Genomic DNA, 20,021 nt, shown 5'->3' on the forward strand with positions numbered 1-20,021 from the left:
TCCTCCTGTAAAACTTTACAGGGGATGCCCGTCGGACATCCCCTGAAGCTTGTGTTATGCTTTATTTTTTCCAATTTTCGTCTTCATCACATACCACAGCGCACCTGTGATACATACAGAAGAATATGCACCGCAGAGAATACCCACCATCAGAGGAAGTGCAAATTCCCGGATAGAAGACACACCCATGACGAACAGCAGAAATACCATAATAAAGGTAGTCAGAGAAGTATAAATACTTCTGGTCAGCGTCTGTGTGATGCTTGCGTTTACAATGGTAGCAAGCTCATCCTTTTTCTTCATCATACCCTTATTCTCACGGATACGGTCAAAGATAACAATGGTAGCATTGATGGAATAACCCACAATGGTCAGCATACATGCGATAAAGGTGTTGCTGATAGAGATTTTTGCAATGGCATAGAACGCCAATACCACCAGCACGTCGTGTATCAGAGCCAGTACGGCACTGCTGGCGAAACGGATATCTTTGAAGCGGAACCAGATATACACCAGCATCAGCAGGGTAGCTACCACCACTGCGATGACTGCGTCTTTTCTCATTTCTCCGCTGATCGTAGAAGAGATACTCTCTGTAGTAATCTTGGTCTCATCTACCTGGAAATTATCCACCATAGCTTTGTTCAAAGCTTCTCTCTCATCCACTGACAGGGTTCTTGTCTTGATGATTACCTGGTTGGAATTTACTACCTTTGTAGGCTGTACATTGGCATCCCCGGTGATGTCCTCCACAAGGGGAACTACTTTGCTGTCTATCTCTTCCATGCTTAAATCTTCGTTAAAAGTTACATTCGTAGAGGTACCTCCCACGAATTCAAGACTGTAATTCAGGGCTTTCCCTGAGGAAGCCTGATTTACCCCCATCATAACAGGCGCCAGAAGCACTAAAACAATAGATATGGCAAAGAAAATCTTTTTCTTTCCCAGGAAATTGATAGGCTCTCTGGGTTTAATCTTACCGTAGAACTTGGCATCTCTGACACCAACTGCATATAACGCATAGATAATCAGTCTGGATACCACCAGTGCAGTAAACATGGATAAAACAATACCAAGCGCCAGCGTCTGGGCGAATCCTTTGACGCTTCCTGAGCCCAGCCAGTTCAGCACAAAGGCGGCGATTAAGGTAGTTATATTGCCGTCAAAGATAGCAGAAAATGCCTTTTTAAATCCTGACTGCAGGGAGGTTCTCACCGATTTTCCTGAGGCGATCTCCTCTTTGATTCTGGCATAGATAATAACATTGGCGTCCACAGCCATACCGATAGACAGGATAATACCCGCAATGCCGGGAAGTGTCAGTGTAAGATCAAATGCATTCAGACAGATAAGATCCAGACATACATAAATGATAAGCGCAATACCGGATACCAGTCCAGGAATCAGGTACACAATAATCATAAACAAAATCACCAGCGCCAGACCGATACCGGCTGCCTTCACACTGGTATTAATCGCCTGGGTACCCAGCTGTGCCGCCACTACATTAGAGCGCAATTCCTGAAGCTCCAGTTTCAGAGAACCGATTCTGATTGCAGCGGCCAGATTCTTGGCTTCTTCAATGCTGCTCATACCTGTAATCTGCGCATTCCCGTCAGAGATTACGCTCTGCACCACCGGAGCACTCAATGTCTCATTGTCGTAGACAATGGCAATCTGTTTATTCAAGTTAGCCTTTGTGGCCTCGGCAAACTTTTCCGCTCCCTTTTTTGTCAGCGTCAGGCTTACCACGTACTGTTTGTTCTTCGTGGTATTATCCTCGCCTACCACACCCTGGGCGTCCGCAACATCGCTGCCTTCAAGAACCACATTTCCCTCTGTATCCATAAACTGCAGGGAACCCGGCTTGCCCAATTCCGTAAGAATGGCATTGGCGTCTGTAGCGCCTGGGATTTCCACACTGATGCGGTTATTTCCCTCCTGGTATACCTGAGCCTCTGTGCTGTACTGCTCCACACGTTTCTGAAGCTTGTAGATAGTGTCAGACATATCGGAGGCGCTTGGATTTTCTGCTTTCGTCTCATAAGTTATGCTGACACCGCCGGCCAGATCGAGACCTGTCTTAATGTGTTTTGCCGCCCCTGTTCCGGTAGGCCCAATTCCCACGGCTGCTGTAAATACCAGGAAACCGGTAATAAGCACTGTCAGAATTAAAACAACTATTCCTTTGTTTTTTTTCATCTTTCTTCCCTTCTTACTTTCTTAAGATTAGTCAGCCAACGCTGCTTTTATCATAATGGCACATTCTACACGTTTTCTCTGAAGCTCACAGCCCACTTCGTATACATCATGTATTGTGTCATGGAAATGATAGGAGTTGGCGGCACAGCCGCCGCTGCAGTAAAATCTCGCAAAGCATTCCTGGCACTTGGGCTTGGAATACACATTGCAGTCTTTAAATTCTTTTACAATTTCCTTCCTGGTCACACCCTCGTCCACGTTGCCCATAAGGTATTCTTCTTCCCCCACAAACTGGTGGCACGGATAGAGATCTCCCCAGGGGGTAACTGCCAGATATTCGGTTCCGGAACCGCATCCGGAAAGCCGTTTGTATACACAGGGTCCCCCTGTAAGGTCAATCATAAAGTGGAAGAAATTAAATCCTCTTCCTTCTTTTTCCCTTTTAATCATTTCTTTTGCCAGGATATCATACTGTTCACAGATAAACGGCACATCCTCAGGCCGTATGGCATACGGTTCCTCCGGAGGAGCAACCACAGGCTCCACAGAAATCTGCTGAAAGCCCAGATCCGCCAGATGAAGCACATCCTCGGCAAAATCCAGATTGTGATGGGTAAAGGTCCCTCTCACATAATACTTCTCCTGATTTCTGCTCTCCGCAAACTTTTGAAACTTGGGAACAATGAGATCGTAGCTTCCCTTTCCCTTGCGGAAGGGGCGCATATAATCGTGGATTTCCTTCCTGCCGTCAATACTGAGAACCACATTGCTCATTTCCTTGTTGGCAAACTCCATAATCTCGTCGTTAAGCAGCACGCCATTGGTAGTCAGTGTAAAGCGGAAGTTTTTATTATGGATCTTCTCCTGTTCCCTGCCGTAGGCTACCAGCTGCTTCACAACGTCCCAGTTCATCAGGGGTTCTCCGCCGAAGAAATCCACCTCCAGATTCTTCCGGTTCCCGGAATTGGCAATCAGAAAATCCAGAGCTTTCTTTCCCACCTCAAAGCTCATCAGGGCTCTTCTGCCATGGTATTCCCCCTCCTCGGCAAAGCAGTAACGGCAGGCAAGATTGCAGTCATGTGCTATATGCAGGCACAGTGCTTTTACTACTGTCTCTCTCTCTTTAAAATGAGAGATAGCATCCTTATAAATATCCTCGGTAAAAAGCATTCCCTCTTCTTTTAGCTCCCGGCACTCCTCCAGAGCTGTTTTCACTTCCTCCGGGGCATATGTTTCACTCAGTATCTTTGCTGTCTCCTCAAAAGACAGCTTGTCTTCCAAAAGACCAACCGCATCGTATACAATTTCGTCCACGACATGGACGGAACCGCTGTTAACATCCAAAACGATATGGCAGTCATTATTTATATAACGATGGACCACAACGAATCCCCTTTCTCTCTCTAAAAAATCCGGCGGACCTTCTCCGCATGGATTACAACACAAACAAGCAGCGGCTTTTGAACCGCTGCTTCATTGTTCCGTATTACAGCTGACTATTTGGAATGTTCACAGCTCTGATTGCCAACGGTGCAAGATGTCTTGCAGGCTGACTGACAGGATGTCTGACATTCTCCACATCCACCTTTTTTCACTGTATTTTGTAAACTTTTCGTATTTAATGTTTTAATATGTTTCATTACTTTTCCTCCTTAATTTCGTAAACTGTGCTAATTATATCACAAGACACCCCTTTTTAAAAGTATTTTTTTACTTGTTGAGCACCTTACGACAGCATTCCTCCCAGGGTCCCTCCCGCCACACAGAGAAACAGTGAAGAGAGCAGAGACGATGTGTTTTCGCTTACCCGGTGTTCCACCAAAAAGGTAACTCCCACCAGCAGGGCCGCATAGATTGCTCCCAGCACCATGCCCCAAAGGAATTTCCGGGTTCCCGCTCCCTTTCCCACGAGAAATCCGCCAAGAAAGCAGGATAATATGTAGATCACTGTAATCCCAAGATTCACTTTGCTTTCTCCCAGATCAAATTTATACAGGAGAAATGCCAGCAGAAAAAGCAGCAGAGCGGTAAGCACATAGGATGCCAGCAGGGATTTCATTAGTAACATTGGTATTGATTTTTTTGCAGCTGTCTGTTCCATAAACAAACCCTCCCATATAGTAAATATATGGAAGGGTTTCCCGTTCTATCACTTTTTTCTATTTTTTCTTCTTTTTTCTGGTAACAACAAGAATAATTATGATAAGTAATGCAGCTGCCCCTCCTATAATATAAGGAAGAAGTACGCTGGTATCGCCTGTACTCGGATTGGAAGCTTTAGTCTGCTGGGTCTTGGCCGCAGATGCTTTAACCGTCGGGGTCTTTTTCTTATTGGCACCTGTCTTGTTGCTGCCGTTGTCCGTACTGCTGCCTTTATTCCCGGTCAGGCTGCTGTTATTGTTGGAGCCGCCTGTACTGTCCGTTTTCTTGTCGGAAGAACCGCCGCTCGGCAGTCCCACCAGGGGCTTGCTTCCCCCTACGTCAAAGGGGCTGAAGGATGACGTCTCAAATGTCATCAGTCCGTCGGCAATGACAGGAGTGATGAGTTCTACGGTACCGTCCTCCAGATAATGGACAATGGTAAAGCTTTCATACCCCGATACCTCCGGTGCTTTCATCACCACAGTCACTTTCTTACCGTGAGGAATCTTATATTCCGTGTCCGCCATAAGATCCCAGAGTTTCATCTCGTAAGAAGAGAGCAGAGTATCTATGGTAGGTATCGCAAGTGAAGGAGCATCATGATTCAGATTCACCTGGAACTGTACATACCATGGAAGGAAATCCCCTGAAACACTTACCCCGTTGCTGGTGCGGTTTACATACCCCGCAGCCTCCTGGGCATCTTTCAGCTTTTTCAGATCATCGGCAGCCGCCATTGCTTTATCCGCCGGGGATAGCTCCTCATACAGCTTCGATGCGGCAATTACTCTTCCCACCTGAGACTGTTCCGTGATCCTCACCGGAAGGGATTCCACCGCCAGATGGAAAGCACTGCTCTTATCGGAGATTGCCGTCTTATCTGTCTCTTCTCCCTTTTGTGTCTCTTCATCATCGGCCCCTATCTCATCGCTGCTTTCCTTGTCCTTAACGGAATCCTTGTCTGCGCTGTCTGTTCCCTGGGGAGTATTCTGTCCGTCAGAACTGTCTTCATCGTGCTGCTTATCCTGACTTTGGGCATCGTCCTTTTCCAATCCGCCTCCGGAATTCTCTGTCTTGTCTTTGTCCTGTGTTCCCTGGTCAGGGGTTTTGTCTTTTTCAGGTTCACTGCCCTGGACTGCACCGCTGTTTTCCGTCTTCTCATCGTTCTCAGTCTTACCGGTGCCGGATTCTGTTTTCTCTGTGTCCTTGCCTGTATCCTTCAGAGAGGTGGTGTAAACAGTTACGGTCCGCTTTACCACACCTTTCTTCTCATCCCAGCCTTTTATCTGGGAATAATCATACTTTTCTATATCATTTGGAGTGAAAACAACTACACAGGCGCTTTCATATGTATCGGGTACAAAGCTGCTGTCTGCCCAGGAAAAAGTTCCGTCACCGCTGCAGCTTTTCAGGGACAGGTTTGCCAGGGCCTCCGGTTTTTCCATAGTAAAGGAATCCGGAAGAGAAATATCTTTTGCCGGGTTCTTCTTTCCGCCGTCTTCTTTCTCTGTGTTTTTATCACCGTCTGTATTTTTATTGTCCTCTGTCTTCTTATCTTCCGTCTCTTTTTTCTCTGTCTCCTGCTTTTCCTGTTCTTTCTCCTCTTTTATCGGCTCTTTCTTGGAATCATTCTTCTTTTGATCCTCTTCTTTTTTTGGTGTGCTGTCAGCCTTTTCTTCCCCCTTCACTGCAAGGCAGCCGTCATCCCCCAGGGACGCATCTTCTTTTCCAAAATATTTGGCCGCCAGAGTAAGTTTGCTGCCTTTCCCCACACTAACCAGGGGTTTGGTAAAACCAGGAGCTCTTTTTAAGCTGACTCCTGAGGGAAGGGACCATTCCACAGTACCAGAGATGGTTACAGTACCGCTGATATAGATTGTTCCGCTGCTTCCCGCCAGAGATTTGGCCTTTTTCCACGTCTTCACCGCAGTTTCCGCCGTGCCTCCTCCTGCCGTATCGTCTCCGGAAGCTCCGTTCAGATAAACAGCAGTGCCCGCCTCAGCCAGTATCGTCTGGGTATTCCCGGCCAGTCCTGAAACTATGAGGGACAATACAATGCTTAAGCCTATAATATTCGAAACCAGATTATGAAAACGTCTTTTTTGACCTCTGTTTAGTTTTTTCATTTTTCCACCTCTTATGTTTGCTCTTCTCAAATTGATGACTGTTTATATTAAAGTATAACCCATACCAGGGCATATACATTTCTACATTTTCCCAAACATTATACCATAGTTCTCTTTCTTTCGACACCCCTAAAATCATATTTTTTGAATATCCATATTATGGAAATCTGCCCGTGAAGCCGGGCGCCCGCACAGGCGCCGCTTTTAGTTCTCACTTGCAATTATGGCTGAAATACTGTATATTTTTCTTTATATATAATTTATACAGATAAAGGAGTGACATTCATTGGATCCTAGTGATGCCATACAGTTAATGGTTCTGCTGCTGTTATTAGCACTTTCTGCTTTTTTCTCATCAGCAGAAACCGCGATGACCACAGTGAACAAGATCCGTATTCAGACAATGGCTGAGGACGGCAACAAGAGGGCTGCCACTTTATTAAAGGCGGTCAACGATTCCGGCAAGATGCTGAGCGCAGTTTTAATAGGAAATAATATTGTAAATCTAAGTGCTTCTGCCCTGGCAACTTCAGTAACGATTAAGCTTTTCGGCAATGCCGCCGTAGGGCTGGCAACAGGTATCTTAACACTGCTGATACTGATTCTGGGTGAGATTACGCCAAAAACAGTGGCCACTATCTACTCCGAACAGCTGGCGCTGGCCTATGCGAAAGTAATCTACGGTCTGATGGTACTGCTTACCCCGGTGATTTACCTGGTGAATAAACTGTCCCTTGGGCTTCTGCTTCTTTTCAGAATCGATCCCAACGGCAAAAACAGTACAATGACCGAGAGCGAACTCCGCACCATTCTCAATGTCAGCCATGAAGAGGGCGTGATTGAAAGCGAAGAACGCCAGATGATCTACAACGTATTTGATTTCGGCGACTCTCAGGCAAAAGATGTCATGGTGCCCCGCATTGATGTAACCTTTGTGGATGTGGAATCTACCTATGAAGAGTTGATTGAAATTTTCAGAGAGGACAAGTATACAAGACTTCCTGTCTACGAAGAGACAACGGATAACATCATCGGGATTGTTAATATGAAGGACTTGCTTCTGCTGGACTCTAAGGAAAACTTTTGCATTCGTTCGATTCTCCGGGAGGCATACTTCACCTATGAATATAAAAACACTTCTGAGCTTCTGATGGAGATGCGTGAGGATTCCATTAATTTTGCCATTGTTCTGGATGAATACGGAGCCACGGCAGGTCTGGTGACACTGGAAGACCTTCTGGAAGAAATCGTGGGAGATATCCGGGACGAGTACGACGACCAGGAAGAAGAAGAGATTACAGAGATTGTGCCGGGAGAAGAATACCTTTCCCTGGGATCCACAAAGCTGGATGATCTCAACGAAGAACTCGCCATTGATCTGGAATCAGAAGACTACGATTCCATCGGCGGATATATCATTGAACAGCTGGATCGCTTTCCGGTAAAGGGCGAGGAGGTTATCACCCCTCAGCAGATCCGTCTCACTGTGGACAGTGTGGTGAAAAACCGGATTGAACTGGTGCACATCTATCTTCCCTCCGGGGAAGAAACATTGGAAAAGGAGAAATAATACTATGGGTAGTTTTTTTGGTCTGGACAGTCCTCTTATGAGATTTTTATCCAGATTAGCTGATATCTTTATTCTGAATATACTTTTTTTAATCTGCTGTATCCCGGTTATCACCATCGGGGCCTCAGCCACAGCCCTTTATACGGTCACCCTTAAAATGGCGCGGAATGAAGAGTCCTACATGGTAAAGGGCTTTTTGAAAGCCTTTAAGAGCAATTTTAAAATCAGTACCATAGTATGGCTGATTATGCTGGTCCTGGGTATCATTCTTGGTCTTGATTACCGGATTACGGCAGCCTTTACGGGAGTTATGGGAAAGGTTATGCAGACAGCCATTCTTATTATCGGTACCTTTTATACCATTACCTTGCTCTATCTTTTCCCCTATATTGCCAGGTTTGTCAATGATGTGAAGAACAGTCTCAAGAATGCCCTTCTGTTCAGCATTCTGAATCTTCCTTACACCATACTTATCGCGGTAATTACCATAGCTCCGGTATTCCTGACCTTTCTTACAGGGAAAACACTGGCATACGGACTTTTTATATGGCTTTTCTTCGGATTTGCTGCCATCGCCTATGTAAATTCTCTGCTGTTCCGCAAAATATTCGCAAAATATGAACCCCAGCCCGAGGACAGCGCTCCGGAGAACCAGGGGGCAGAATAAAAAACGCCATGCAGGCATGTGACGGATTACTTCCACAAAAAAGTACCATCATACACCTGCATGGCGTTTTCCCAGTATCCCAGCCTTTTACATTCGGCAGCTATTAATCTTTGAATATATTGGTACATATCTGTTGCTTTTTTCGCAGACAGATAGACCTCTCCCTCCTCCCAGCATCCGGCAATTGTCCGGCACTCCTGATGTATTTTCAGATTGTATTGATTCTTTTCATGGCTCAGAAGCTTAGGAATACTTCTCCCGATATGATAATGATCCTGCACAACTGTGTAGATTGCCTTCAGTGCATCGTATTGAATATGCTCTACTATAAACTCCAGAAGGATAATAGGCGAGAGCTGATACAGGTAATCCTCATTCCAAACTTTCTCCAGCTTTTCCCCTAACGCCTTTGCCTCTTCCGGGGTGATATGGACTGCGGCATGGGCAGCAACCCCTTCTATGGTTAGAGACAGCAGCTCCAGACTGTCCAGGTATCTCCTTATATGGCAGGCAATCAGGGCCGGATCAATACGGATCCTGCTCAACTCTCTGGATTCCATTGCCACAAAGATGCCTTTGCCCCTTATGGCAGTCACTACCCCCCATTTTTGAAGCAGGTGAATTGCTTTTACTGTTGAGTCTATGCTGACCCCATAGTTTTCCCTTAGTTGAGCATGGGAAGGAAGCCTATCTCCTGGCTGATACCGGCCTATGGCTATTAATCCCAGTATATCCAGATAAACTCTGGAGTATCTCTCCTCTGCCTTGCTGATCCGCTGATACAGTGTTTTTGTCCCGCTCCGCATAGGGGAATCTGCCGCCACCCTGAAGGACAGTCTTCCCTCCGCCTGTGAAGATACAAATCCGTAAAGAGCAGACAAATCATCAAAATGAACGCTTTCAGGGGCACCGCCCCTCTTAACGGTCTGCAGAAATTCTTTTATTTTCGCACAATAAGCACATCTGATTGCATAGGTGCCGGGCAGGGGATCCAAGTCTGCAAAGCCCAGTCCATCCACTGCACGAAGAATTAGATCATTTTCATTCCTGGCAGCAAAAAATCTCCAGAACCGGTTGGAAAGCCTCCAAAATCCTGCCGGCTGTGAGGGATCCATCTTCTCAAGGATAGCTTCCGGTATCTCCCAGTCCGCCTCTGTGCAGCGGGATATGCCGCTGCTTATCACCGGATAGCACACAAGAATCCCTGTTTTCAGAATATCATTGGCGGCTGTAGCATCGGCCTTCTGCAGGGGAAGTATCCCCCTCCCATACGTCTCTGCGGTTCGTTCGAATATCACGGTGGGACGCCTTCTCTGAGATGTCTCCACGTACCCGTCCGCGGCCAACATCTCTACCACCCGGCGGACTGTTTTTTCTGATGTTGCAAACTCTCTGCAAAGGGCAGCCCTTGAGGGCAGCCTGGAACCCTTTGGGATCAGGCCGCATTCTATTTTATTTTTCAGTATCTGATAGAACTTTTCATATATCACAATTCCATTTTTCATATCTATACCTGCCTGAACCTTTTATGTGAACAGCACCCATAGTATAGCATAAAATCAAATGAAATTCTCTATCTTCTCTCCTTAAAAGTTATTTTTTTCTAAGAAATGGATGAGAGCCTCCTTTTTCATAGGCCTTGCATAATAATATCCCTGTATATACTGTACTCCGGAAGCAGAAATCAACTGCTGCTCCTCCTCTGTCTCTACCCCCTCGGAAACAACAATCAGAGAGTTGATTTGCGCCATTTCTACAATGGAGTGGAGCAGTGCATGCTGCTTGGTACTTGTTCGGATCTGCTGGGTAAGGGAACGGTCTATTTTAATGATATCCACCGGCAGATTTGATAGATAGTTAAGACTGCTGTATCCAACGCCAAAATCGTCGAGTGCAATCCGAACTCCTGTTTCCCGCAGCTTGTCCAGCGTCACAGAGGCCTGTTCAATAGACTGGATAAGGATGCTCTCTGTAATCTCTAAAGTGATCTGTTTCCTGCACACTCCTGATTTCCGGATAATGTCTAACAGGTGCTCCGCACTGTTTCCCACCAGAATCTGCTGAACAGAAATATTGACACAGATATGAGCCAGACCCAGCTGTTCCCCTGTAGAATGCATAAACCCGCAGGCCTGGTGAAGCACATAATCTCCAAGCTGTTCCACAATACCGCTTCGCTCTGCCAGGGAGATCACCTGCCCCGCAGAAAAATATCCCCCTTTCCCGTCGGGGAGACGTACAAGTGCCTCAGCCGAGATAAAACGGCCTGTCTCCACATGAATCATAGGCTGATACCACACCTCCAGCGTGTGCCGGGAGATAGCATCTTTCAGCCGCCGCAGTATATCTGCCTCAGTTCGGATAATAGTATCCAGCTTCTGGCTGTACAGGACAAGATTCTGATTGCTTCCTTTTGCATAGCGCAGTGCGGACTGTATGCGGTCAAGAAGCAGTTCAGGACTCTCCCCGTTGGCCGGATAGCGGCATACTGCGATTCTCACCCGAAGCACAAAGGTAGTATTGCCTGCCGAGGCAGGGGCCGCAAGAATCGTCTGCAGTCTGGCTGCCATGGTCTCCTCAGGTTCCCCCGACATGGAAATCCCCAGAAAAACGTCACCGTTGATCCGGTACAGATAAGTGCCAAAGGGACGTGAAAGCCGATAAATTACCTCCCGCAGAATTTCGTCTCCTATATCCGCACTGAACAGCTCATTGTACTGGCTGAACGCACAGATATCCACGCAGAAAAGGCTGAAGGGTCTTTTTCTGTCATAGGATATGAGCATATTAGCATCTCTGAGATATTTGGAACGGTTCCCCACATTGAATACAGGGTCAAAATATGCAAGCTGCTCCACCTGCTTGCGGTACTGATTAAAAGCTTTAGAAAGTTCTGTCATCTCCGGATCAGTATACTCGTCAAATGTTATATTGTTTTTTCCTTCTATCAGGTGCCGACATTTCTCAGTCATTCTACGGGCCGGCGACTCCTGGTTTCTCTGAGAATAATAGGCATGAATAAGCAGAGAAATCTCCTTCTCCGCTCTTTTCTTGCCCGGCAGAAGGCGTGCATACTGGTACCGCGGTGTCAGGAAAGTCTTTTTACCTTCCAGATAAGCCTTCAGAAGCAATTCAATAGACAGTCCCCTTGCAAAATCCTCCTGCTGTATCTCATCCATATCCTCACGGACAGCCAGCATAAAATTGCCGGCACCCAGCCGTCCGGCGATAAACGGCTTTTCAATAAAGCCCTGCAGGCGCGGAGTAATGCTGCAAAGAAAGGCAGATTCCTCTTCCACCCCCATCATCTGTGAGACAAAATTATACTCCTCATATACAAAGTAGAACAGCATAATTGTACTGTCTTCCTTCGCCATCCACCTGTCCAGCGCAGCAGTAAATCCACTGTGATTGTACAGCCCTGTCTGGCTGTCGGTACATGCAGCCTGCTGCAGCTTCCTGCTGCTGATGGACAATTTGTAAAGCAGACGGAAGAGTCCCAGCAGCAGAAAAGCTGCCGCAAGGCTGCCAAAAAAAACTGCAGCTCTCTGCCCGGAGGTGAGCCAGCCCGCCTGAGGCTGAATGCTGAGGTTCCACTCCGTAGGCAGATAAAAGGTTGTCTTTACCGCATGGGAAAAATCCACCTTCTCTCCAAATTGTGTGATCACCTCTTTTCCCCCGTTCTGAGGTTCTACCCTCCAAAGCTCATAATCATAGCCCTGTTCCGACAAATATTCAAATCCCAGCTGCTCCAGCACAAATTCCCGGTCAAGAGCCACTGCCACTTCTCCCATGTAGACATTGTTCTCCAAAATAGGCTGCAGGAACAGAAAGACTTCCTCCTTTCCTGCCGCCTCCTCCAGTTCAACCGGTCCTTCCACCACCAGGGTCTTTACTACCTTTGTCATAGTATAAATATAGGAAAAATCCTCCAGACTGCGTCCGACCTGTCCCCCGTACTTCTCCCGGGGCAGGGCCTGCACCATGGTGTCACCCTGAATCAGACACACATAGCGAACCTCTTCCCTTTCCAGCAAGGAAGCCCCTGCCTGATCAAACCATGACGTGTCGCTGTCTTCCATCACGTATGCCATTTGGACGAGTCCATCCGTTTCATTTAGATTTTCACTCAACAGAAGCATGATATTCTCCCCGTAAAAATGCAGAATATGTTCTGCCTCACGCTCCCGCATATGGATGATATACTGCTTCACTGAATTCCCCAGAGCGAAAGCCAGAATAAAAGACACCAGGACAGCAATACCCGTCAGAATACCGCCTTTGACACGCTTTTTCATAATTACCTCTATTCTATTTGTGATAAATTTTATAATACCCCTTACCATTCTGCTTTACAAAATATAAGGCTTCGTCAGCATCAGCGATCATCTGCTGCAGTTCTTTCTCCCCGCTGTACACAGAGACACCAACGCTGCACTGTACCGGAATATGCCGTCCGGCGGATCCTATCTCTGAGTGGAGCCTTAATACCAGTTCATTCAGCACATCCTTCAGCTCGGTTTCATCGTCCAGGTTCATCAGGAGTATCACAAACTCATCACCCCCGTACCTCCCGACTACGCCGCCGTACTTCTTTTCATATTCCCTGAGAATATATCCCACACTTTTCAGTGCCACATCTCCGCCGTTGTGACCATAGGTGTCATTGATATACTTTAAGTTATCCATATCCACAAAGCAAAGTGCGCTGACAGAATCAGGCTCCGTTTTTTTCAGAAGTGCTTCCGCCTGGTTTAAAAACACAGAGCGGGTAACTACACCGGTCAGCGAGTCTGACAATCCGTCGCCGGTCAGACGGATGATCTCATCAAAATTCATACCCTCAGGGCGCTCATCCTGATAAATTTTCTTTTCCAGCTCTTCCACGGAATGCACCAGCATGTTCACCATTTGCATCTGGCCTGCTATGTAACGGCGCAGGATCACCATAAGACCGGCACAGAGGAGAATGGTAAGAACAGCCACCAGCAGCAGACTGGGCAAAATCTTAAGAAAAACCGTCAGAAAGTCGATGGAGCAAAGAATATCCCACCCGGTATTCTCCACGCGCTGATATGCCGTATAGGTAATAGAACCATTCCCAATGCTCCAGTATCCGCCGGGAACCTCATCCAGCAGTTTCTCCTGGAGCTGATCTGAAGTTGTTCCTATCAGGCGCCTGCTCTTCAGCTCATTCATAATGGACTCTCCATAGGGCAGTCCTGCAGTAGATGACATTACCTGCCCCCGGGTGCCAATCAGTGTGGCATCAGAGCTGTTGATTTTGGAGGATTTCTCCAGGATTTCCACCATTTCATCAAAGTAGATGGCACAGAAGAGGCTGCCGGTTATATTTTTCGCTTCATCACAGAGGGGCACTGCAACTGTATAATTCAAAGTCACACCATCTGCGCCTGCGGCAAAGCTGTCTGTAACCTGTCTCTTTCCGGTAGAATACAGCCTTTGCATATAATCCCTGCTGGCCAAACTGGCAGGCTCCTCCCCGTCAGAGTAAACGGTGATATCTGCGTCAACATAACAGATCATCAGATAGCCAAAGCGGGGGGACATCTGATCCAGCTTTTTCACCTTTTCGATAGGCGGTATCTTGGGATCGTAGAATTCCGGCAAACCAGCCAGGGCTTCCAGAAGTGTAATAGATTCGGTAACTCGCTGGGATATCTGCGCATGAACGCCGGCAAGAGAAGCCTCTGCATCCTCTCTCATTCCGCTGAAAGACAGAACAGCTCCTCCCAGCATAACGATAAGCAGTGTGAGCAGACAGAAAGCCGCACTGTACCGCAAAACAGGCGCAAAAGAAATATGCCAGTTATTCCCATGATTCAAATGTTCTTTTTTCATTTATTCTAACCTTTCCTGCAGATACTTGCTCTGAGCAGCATTGCAGCTCTCATCAATGGCAGCCGCAGTCTCTTCCGGCGTCATAGTACCCAGGAGCAATTCCTGAATATTCAGATAAAACACATCCCTAACACTCTGCCATTCCCGATTATTGCGTATATTATCTATGGAGTTTGACATGTTATCACCGTAAGTCTGCAGCAAAGGAATCTCCTCCGCGTATTCTTCCATGACAGAACGGTTTACCGGCAATGTCCCCAGAGTATACTTCATCAATTCTTCATCTGTGTAGATAAACCGGATAAAGTCCTTCGCCGCCTGTATTTTGTCCTCATCTCCATTGTCAAATACACAGAAGCCGTTAGTACTGCTGGTGCAGTACCCCTTTCCGTCCATGCTGGGAAAATTAGCAATAAATACCTCCAGCCCCTTATTCCAGGCATCCCACAGATTCGTCAGGTTTCCCACACAGATCCCCAGCTGTCCGTTGTAAAACAGATTCACGCAGTCCAGCAGCTCCATATTTTCAGCCCCCTTAGGGGTAATCCCCTGTTCATCCAGCTCTTTGATCCATGTAAGAGCTTCAATTCCCTCCTGGGTGTTTACAGAGAACCTTCCATCCTCATCATACAGGGTTCCTCCAAAAGATTGGAGCAGAGTCATAATATGATTATCCCCCTGGTTGTTGGCTGCGTACATCATGAAGGTAAAAGTATTATCCTGCTGTATGGAATCCCTCAGGGTATAGAGTATTGTATTGAATTCTGAGGTAGACCAGTGGGCCACTGTATTGTCCTGTGGAATGTATTCCTCCAGCCCTGCAGCTTCCATCATTTCCTTATTTACCAGCAGGGTATTCTGCAGCTGCTGGAATGGCATTATATAGACATGCCCATCAATAGAATTCTGTTCCCAGATAGCTTCCTCTATATCACCGCGCAGCTTTTCATCGATCATATCATCCAATGGAACCAGCCAGCCGTCCGCCGCATAAGCCGGTGTATTCCAGGATCCGGAATAAAAAATATCCGCAGCCTCATCAGTTCCGTATTTATCAGCCAGCTGTTCTTTTTCGTCCAGATAATCATACCTGCTGACTGCAAAGTCAACGTCATATTTTTCATACTGCCCGGCAAATTTTTCCCCGGCCGCTACTAACAGATCATAAACTTCTATCTCGCCCAGTCCGGAAACAGTTCCCAGGCCTATGGGCGTCGTCTTTAACGTTAGGGTAATATGCTTTATGGTATCTTCCTGTTTTGCTTCACATCCGGTCAGACTCAGACACAGCACAATTGCAGGCAGAAAAAAAGCGGTTTTCATTTTTTTCATTTCTCATCCCCCTGATTCTTCAGATTTTTAATTTTTTCCAACAGCAGAGAAATGTCCAGAGGCTTTGTCACCACATCATCCATCCCCGCCTTCAGAGCCTTCTCTGCATCTTCCCGAAAGGCATTGGCTGTTACCGCGATAATTGGTACAGAAGTACTGTCCCCCCGCGGCAGACTCCTTATCTGTCTGGTTGCCTCGTACCCGTCAGTTACCGGCATCTGCACATCCATCAGCACGAAATCAAAGAAGAAAAGAGTACTGCTCTCAAATGCGGATACTGCCTCGCTGCCATCCGCAGCTTCCCACACTTCACAGCCCTGCTCCTCCAGAACAGAGACCACGATCATACGATTTATCTCATTATCCTCTGCCACTAAAACTCTTTTTCCCTCGAGGCCCCACACAGTCTCTGTCTCGGAGACTGCCGGCCTTTCCGGAATCTTTGACGCCTGCACAATGGGCAGCGGGATTGACACGGTGAATGTACTTCCCTCTCCAGGATGGCTCTCCACCTGTATGGATCCCCCCATTTTCTCCACAAGGGTCTTGCTCAGAGTAGTGCCCAGGCCGGTACCGTTCTGGGAGGCCATACGTCTCTCCTGTTCAAAGGGAAGCCAGATACGTTCCAGAAATTCGGGTGACATTCCGCATCCGGTATCACTTACGGTAAAGGTAGTATCCGCCACACCATCTGCCGCCGCCTGCCGGACTGTCAAAGAGATCCGTCCCCCCTTCGGAGTAAATTTCAGTGCGTTTCCAAGGAGGTTCATCAGCACCTGTTTAATCCGCAGTGCGTCTCCAAGCACATAGGGTTCTCTCAATTCACTGCAGTCCGTCTGCAGAAATACCCCTTTATCTTCTGCCTGGGTGTTGAGCAATTCCATAATCTCCCGGACCAGTGCGGATAAATTCAGCTCCTTTTGGAAAATTTCCAACTGTCCGCTCTCTATCTTTGACATATCCAGCACATCCGTGATTACACCTTTCAGAAATTCTGCCGAAATCTCTGCCTTTGTCAGATATCCGTTCAGTTTTTCCTTATCATCTATATGCTGCCGCATCAGATAATGAAGTCCTACAATCCCGTTCAAAGGAGTTCTGATCTCATGGCTCATATTGGCTAGAAACGCTGATTTTGCATGTTCCGACGCCCGGGCAACCCGGGCCTCAGCCCCGCTGCGGTAAACATAATACGTCACGACAAGAATCAGCACCCCTAAAACCAGAAAAAATGGAAGGGAGCGCAGAAACAATGCCTGTACCTGCTTATCCGTCACTCTGGCAGAAACCCGCACCACCAGATACCAGTCGTTGCTGTCCTGATAATTTAACGGCAGAAAAAGAGAATAAAATCCCTCCCCGTCCAAATGATATTTCACAAACTGTTTTTCACTCATTTCCAGGGCCTTTTTGCATGCAGCTAGAGAATTGCCTCTTTGGAAAACGGCTCCCTCCAGCTCCTTAAAAAAGTTATGTTCCCCTGAACCGCTGTCATAATTCTGACTGGCTGTTATGATCTCCCCTGTAGGCCGCATCACAAGCGCAACTCCCTGTCCGTCAAAGCTTTCCAGGCGCATTTGACTGGTAATCTCAGTAATAGGCACTAGGCCGACTATGCCTGAGACTGTTTTCATTCCGCAGGATATGGGAGTATCCAGATTCATTCCATAAATCAGGTATTCCCCCCAGCGCTCCCGGCTGCTCTCACTGTATCTTGTGACAAATTTGCCGCCAGCCTTCTCATACTCTTCCCGCCATGGCATTTCCTGCAGATCGGTTTCTATGTAAGCACTGCTGTAGACCTGTCCGTCCTCACTCACAAGATACATCTCATGAAAAGCGGTTGCCTGTGATTCCACATTCAGCTCGTACAGCACATCTTCCAGGCTGTTCTCCCTGTTAAGCCGGATCCGCTCAGTAATTGAGTTCAGATACTCCCATCTGATGTTCATCTGATTGACAATATTCAGGCGGTCATGATCTGCAATCTGCTCCATAAAAGATACGGTAGTGGCATAGACTGCCTGCTCGATACTCTTCTGATACAACCAATACCCCACGGTTAAGAAAGCAAAGCATGTTACAAAAACAAGGACAAGCGCCCGCCATTTGACACCGCCTTTTTGTCTGGCCTTTTTCATTCCCTATCCTCTCCATATCCCTTTGCCTCCTGTTTCTGCAGGCCGGCAAGAGATCCTCTTCATAATAAACTGCCCGCAGAACAGGCAGGCTTTCATTCTTGGAACCTATACCAAATTATTATACCATTCTTATCTGTACAATTCAACAATACAAAAATACCGGCAGCAGTCTTCCGCCCCTGAAAAGGAGAGAAAGATTGCTGCCGGTTATCCGTTAAATATGAAAGCGTCACAGGCGGAAGCATCCCCCGCCCACAAATTCTCTGAGAATGGAATTATGAGGGATATCTTCACTTGGCACACCCACAAAGTAGTCCAGAAACTTCAGAAGTCTCTTGGCCTCCACATATTCCGGCGCATCCCGCTCTATGCCAAACAGAATAGGCTCTGCATAAAGCTTCAGAATCGCCAGCTCATAGATGAGGGCAGAGTTAAACATAACATCTGCAGATTCCTGGTAGGGGAAGATATTCTCGCTCTCCCCTCTTCTCACTGAGGGCCACATGGCTATGGTATTTTTGGCTGAGGTTCCTCTGGTTCTGGCATCTCTCACAATACGCCTGATCAGCCGTCCGTCTGTGGTGGGGATCCGGTTATGCTCATCAATATTCAGCTGGGTCAGAGCACTGATGTAAATCTTATATTTACTGTCCGAGGGAAGGGAACTGCTGAGTTTATCGTTCAGGCAGTGAATCCCCTCTATGACCAGAACGTCCTCCGGACCCAGCTGCATGGTATCCCCTCTGTATTCCCTCTGGCCGGTAACAAAATTGTAGGTAGGCAGCTCCACGCACCTGCCCTCCAGAAGATTGCACATATCTTCATTGAACTGCTTTACATCCAGGGCTTCCAGACACTCGTAATTTTTGTTTCCCTCACTGTCCACAGGCGTATCCTCTCTGTTGACAAAATAATTATCTACCGAGATCTGATGAGGCTTCAGTCCATGCGCAGACAGCTGAATGGAGAGTCTGTGTGAAAACGTAGTTTTTCCAGAAGAAGACGGGCCGGCTATCATAATAAACTTCTTACGCTTCATCCCTGCAATATCTTCCGCTATCTTAGATATCTTCCCTTCCTGCAGTGCCTCAGCGATGAGGATCATCTCTCTGGCGCCCACGGTCGTAATCATATCGTTCAGCTCCCCAACGGTAGCCACATCCATCCGTTCTCCCCATTCCTCAGATTCTTTCTGCACCTGAAAGATCTTAGGCATGGGACGAAACGGCGGCACCTTCTCCGGATTGCTGGCTTCCGGAAGCTGAAGAACGAAGCCCTCATCGTAGAGAAACAGATCGAAATATTTCAGATACCCTGTATGATTTACCATAAACCCGTAAAAATAGTCTTCAAATTCATCAATGCTGTAAATATTTACCCTGGAGACCCGCCGGTAGCGGAACAGCTTTTCCTTATCATACATGCCATGCTTGTGAAAAAGTTCTATGGCATCGTTGGTACCTACACTCCGCTTCATAATGGGAATCTTCTTCTCCACCATCTCCATCATATAAGCTTTTACTTTCCCGAGAAATTCCTCATCCACCTTCACCTTTCCCTGAATCGTAAAATAAAACCCGGAGCCCACCGCAAAGTGAAGAACCGCCTTCTCTACATTTTCGTGACCAGCCACATGGTACACTGCTTTCAGGAGAAGAAGAGAGGCACTTCTTTTGTAGGTTTTATGTCCAATGGAGTCCCCGGTGGTGATAAATTCTATGGAGCACTCTCTCTTCAGACGTTTATGGAGTTCTTTCAGCTTCCCATTCACTGTAACCAGCACAATGGGATATCTGGTGCTGCCCTCATAATCCTGTGCAATTTCTCCAAAAGTAATCCCCCATGGATACTCCCTTTTTTCCCCGTTAATCTCTACCCAAATTCTCTCCTGTTCCATATGCAACCTCCATTTATAAAGTAAGGACGAAGGAATACACTTCCCCGTCCCAATTCTGCTCTGCAGGATCCAAACACTGGTA

At 47.0% G+C, this 20,021-nt stretch carries 13 protein-coding genes; 2 read left to right on the forward strand and 11 right to left on the reverse strand.

Translation table 11 applies throughout. The features are described 5' to 3' along the window. Positions 1 to 54 precede the first annotated feature (54 nt). The 5 genes from BUA56_RS00140 to BUA56_RS00160 all read right to left on the reverse strand — a co-directional run bounded on the left by BUA56_RS00140 (position 55) and on the right by BUA56_RS00160 (position 6,470). Positions 55 to 2,202: a protein translocase subunit SecDF gene (locus BUA56_RS00140; protein WP_072848100.1), complete on the reverse strand. Its 2,148-nt coding sequence runs from the start codon at positions 2,200 to 2,202 to the stop codon at positions 55 to 57. Positions 2,203 to 2,229: 27 nt separating this feature from the next. Continuing rightward, positions 2,230 to 3,585, reverse strand: a complete 1,356-nt coding sequence (scfB, locus tag BUA56_RS00145; protein ID WP_072848101.1) for a thioether cross-link-forming SCIFF peptide maturase — start codon at positions 3,583 to 3,585, stop codon at positions 2,230 to 2,232. A 113-nt stretch (positions 3,586 to 3,698) separates the two neighbouring features. After that, on the reverse strand, positions 3,699 to 3,842 hold the full coding sequence (gene scfA / locus BUA56_RS00150) for a six-cysteine ranthipeptide SCIFF (RefSeq protein ID WP_072848102.1): 144 nt from the start codon (positions 3,840 to 3,842) through the stop codon (positions 3,699 to 3,701). A gap of 86 nt (positions 3,843 to 3,928) precedes the next feature. Further along, the gene (locus BUA56_RS00155) at positions 3,929 to 4,303 is read right to left on the reverse strand and encodes a TIGR04086 family membrane protein (protein WP_072848103.1); all 375 of its coding nucleotides are present in this window, start codon (positions 4,301 to 4,303) and stop codon (positions 3,929 to 3,931) included. 58 nt (positions 4,304 to 4,361) lie between these two features. Beyond that, positions 4,362 to 6,470, reverse strand: a complete 2,109-nt coding sequence (locus tag BUA56_RS00160) for an LPXTG cell wall anchor domain-containing protein (RefSeq protein ID WP_072848104.1) — start codon at positions 6,468 to 6,470, stop codon at positions 4,362 to 4,364. A gap of 286 nt (positions 6,471 to 6,756) precedes the next feature. Between BUA56_RS00160 and BUA56_RS00165 the strand changes: the two genes are divergently transcribed. Further along, entirely contained in the window at positions 6,757 to 8,040 is a 1,284-nt protein-coding gene (locus tag BUA56_RS00165; RefSeq protein ID WP_072848105.1) for an HlyC/CorC family transporter, read from the forward strand. A gap of 4 nt (positions 8,041 to 8,044) precedes the next feature. Next, positions 8,045 to 8,707, forward strand: a complete 663-nt coding sequence (locus BUA56_RS00170; protein WP_072848106.1) for a YesL family protein — start codon at positions 8,045 to 8,047, stop codon at positions 8,705 to 8,707. Between the two features lie 26 nt (positions 8,708 to 8,733). Here the strand turns inward: BUA56_RS00170 and BUA56_RS00175 are convergent, their stop codons facing one another. The 6 genes from BUA56_RS00175 to BUA56_RS00200 all read right to left on the reverse strand — a co-directional run bounded on the left by BUA56_RS00175 (position 8,734) and on the right by BUA56_RS00200 (position 19,939). Beyond that, positions 8,734 to 10,212 (reverse strand): GntR family transcriptional regulator, encoded by a 1,479-nt coding sequence (locus tag BUA56_RS00175; protein ID WP_072848107.1) that lies wholly within the window; start codon positions 10,210 to 10,212, stop codon positions 8,734 to 8,736. Between the two features lie 81 nt (positions 10,213 to 10,293). After that, the gene (locus BUA56_RS00180) at positions 10,294 to 13,005 is read right to left on the reverse strand and encodes a bifunctional diguanylate cyclase/phosphodiesterase (RefSeq protein ID WP_072848727.1); all 2,712 of its coding nucleotides are present in this window, start codon (positions 13,003 to 13,005) and stop codon (positions 10,294 to 10,296) included. Positions 13,006 to 13,018: 13 nt separating this feature from the next. Next, the gene (locus BUA56_RS00185) at positions 13,019 to 14,569 is read right to left on the reverse strand and encodes a sensor domain-containing diguanylate cyclase (protein WP_072848108.1); all 1,551 of its coding nucleotides are present in this window, start codon (positions 14,567 to 14,569) and stop codon (positions 13,019 to 13,021) included. Continuing rightward, positions 14,570 to 15,901, reverse strand: a complete 1,332-nt coding sequence (locus BUA56_RS00190; protein WP_072848109.1) for an ABC transporter substrate-binding protein — start codon at positions 15,899 to 15,901, stop codon at positions 14,570 to 14,572. Continuing rightward, the gene (locus BUA56_RS00195; protein WP_072848110.1) at positions 15,898 to 18,042 is read right to left on the reverse strand and encodes a hybrid sensor histidine kinase/response regulator; all 2,145 of its coding nucleotides are present in this window, start codon (positions 18,040 to 18,042) and stop codon (positions 15,898 to 15,900) included. Before BUA56_RS00195 ends, BUA56_RS00190 begins: the two co-directional genes overlap by 4 nt. 229 nt (positions 18,043 to 18,271) lie before the next feature. Then, complete coding sequence (locus BUA56_RS00200; protein ID WP_072848111.1) at positions 18,272 to 19,939, reverse strand: nucleoside kinase; 1,668 nt, start codon at positions 19,937 to 19,939, stop codon at positions 18,272 to 18,274. Between the last annotated feature and the right edge of the window lie 82 nt (positions 19,940 to 20,021).

Origin of the sequence: Lactonifactor longoviformis DSM 17459 (assembly GCF_900129135.1) — a bacterium.
Classification (GTDB): Bacteria; Bacillota; Clostridia; order Lachnospirales; family Lachnospiraceae; genus Lactonifactor; species Lactonifactor longoviformis.

What these genes read in the sequence shown, in the direction of transcription:
- BUA56_RS00140 (WP_072848100.1), bottom strand. Translation starts at nt 2,202, where the DNA reads ATGAAAAAAAACAAAGGAATAGTTGTTTTAATTCTGACAGTGCTTATT.
- scfA (WP_072848102.1), bottom strand. Translation starts at nt 3,842, where the DNA reads ATGAAACATATTAAAACATTAAATACGAAAAGTTTACAAAATACAGTG.
- BUA56_RS00155 (WP_072848103.1), bottom strand. Translation starts at nt 4,303, where the DNA reads ATGGAACAGACAGCTGCAAAAAAATCAATACCAATGTTACTAATGAAA.
- BUA56_RS00160 (WP_072848104.1), bottom strand. Translation starts at nt 6,470, where the DNA reads ATGAAAAAACTAAACAGAGGTCAAAAAAGACGTTTTCATAATCTGGTT.
- BUA56_RS00170 (WP_072848106.1), top strand. Translation starts at nt 8,045, where the DNA reads ATGGGTAGTTTTTTTGGTCTGGACAGTCCTCTTATGAGATTTTTATCC.
- BUA56_RS00175 (WP_072848107.1), bottom strand. Translation starts at nt 10,212, where the DNA reads ATGAAAAATGGAATTGTGATATATGAAAAGTTCTATCAGATACTGAAA.
- BUA56_RS00180 (WP_072848727.1), bottom strand. Translation starts at nt 13,005, where the DNA reads ATGAAAAAGCGTGTCAAAGGCGGTATTCTGACGGGTATTGCTGTCCTG.
- BUA56_RS00185 (WP_072848108.1), bottom strand. Translation starts at nt 14,569, where the DNA reads ATGAAAAAAGAACATTTGAATCATGGGAATAACTGGCATATTTCTTTT.
- BUA56_RS00190 (WP_072848109.1), bottom strand. Translation starts at nt 15,901, where the DNA reads ATGAAAAAAATGAAAACCGCTTTTTTTCTGCCTGCAATTGTGCTGTGT.
- BUA56_RS00195 (WP_072848110.1), bottom strand. Translation starts at nt 18,042, where the DNA reads ATGAAAAAGGCCAGACAAAAAGGCGGTGTCAAATGGCGGGCGCTTGTC.
- BUA56_RS00200 (WP_072848111.1), bottom strand. Translation starts at nt 19,939, where the DNA reads ATGGAACAGGAGAGAATTTGGGTAGAGATTAACGGGGAAAAAAGGGAG.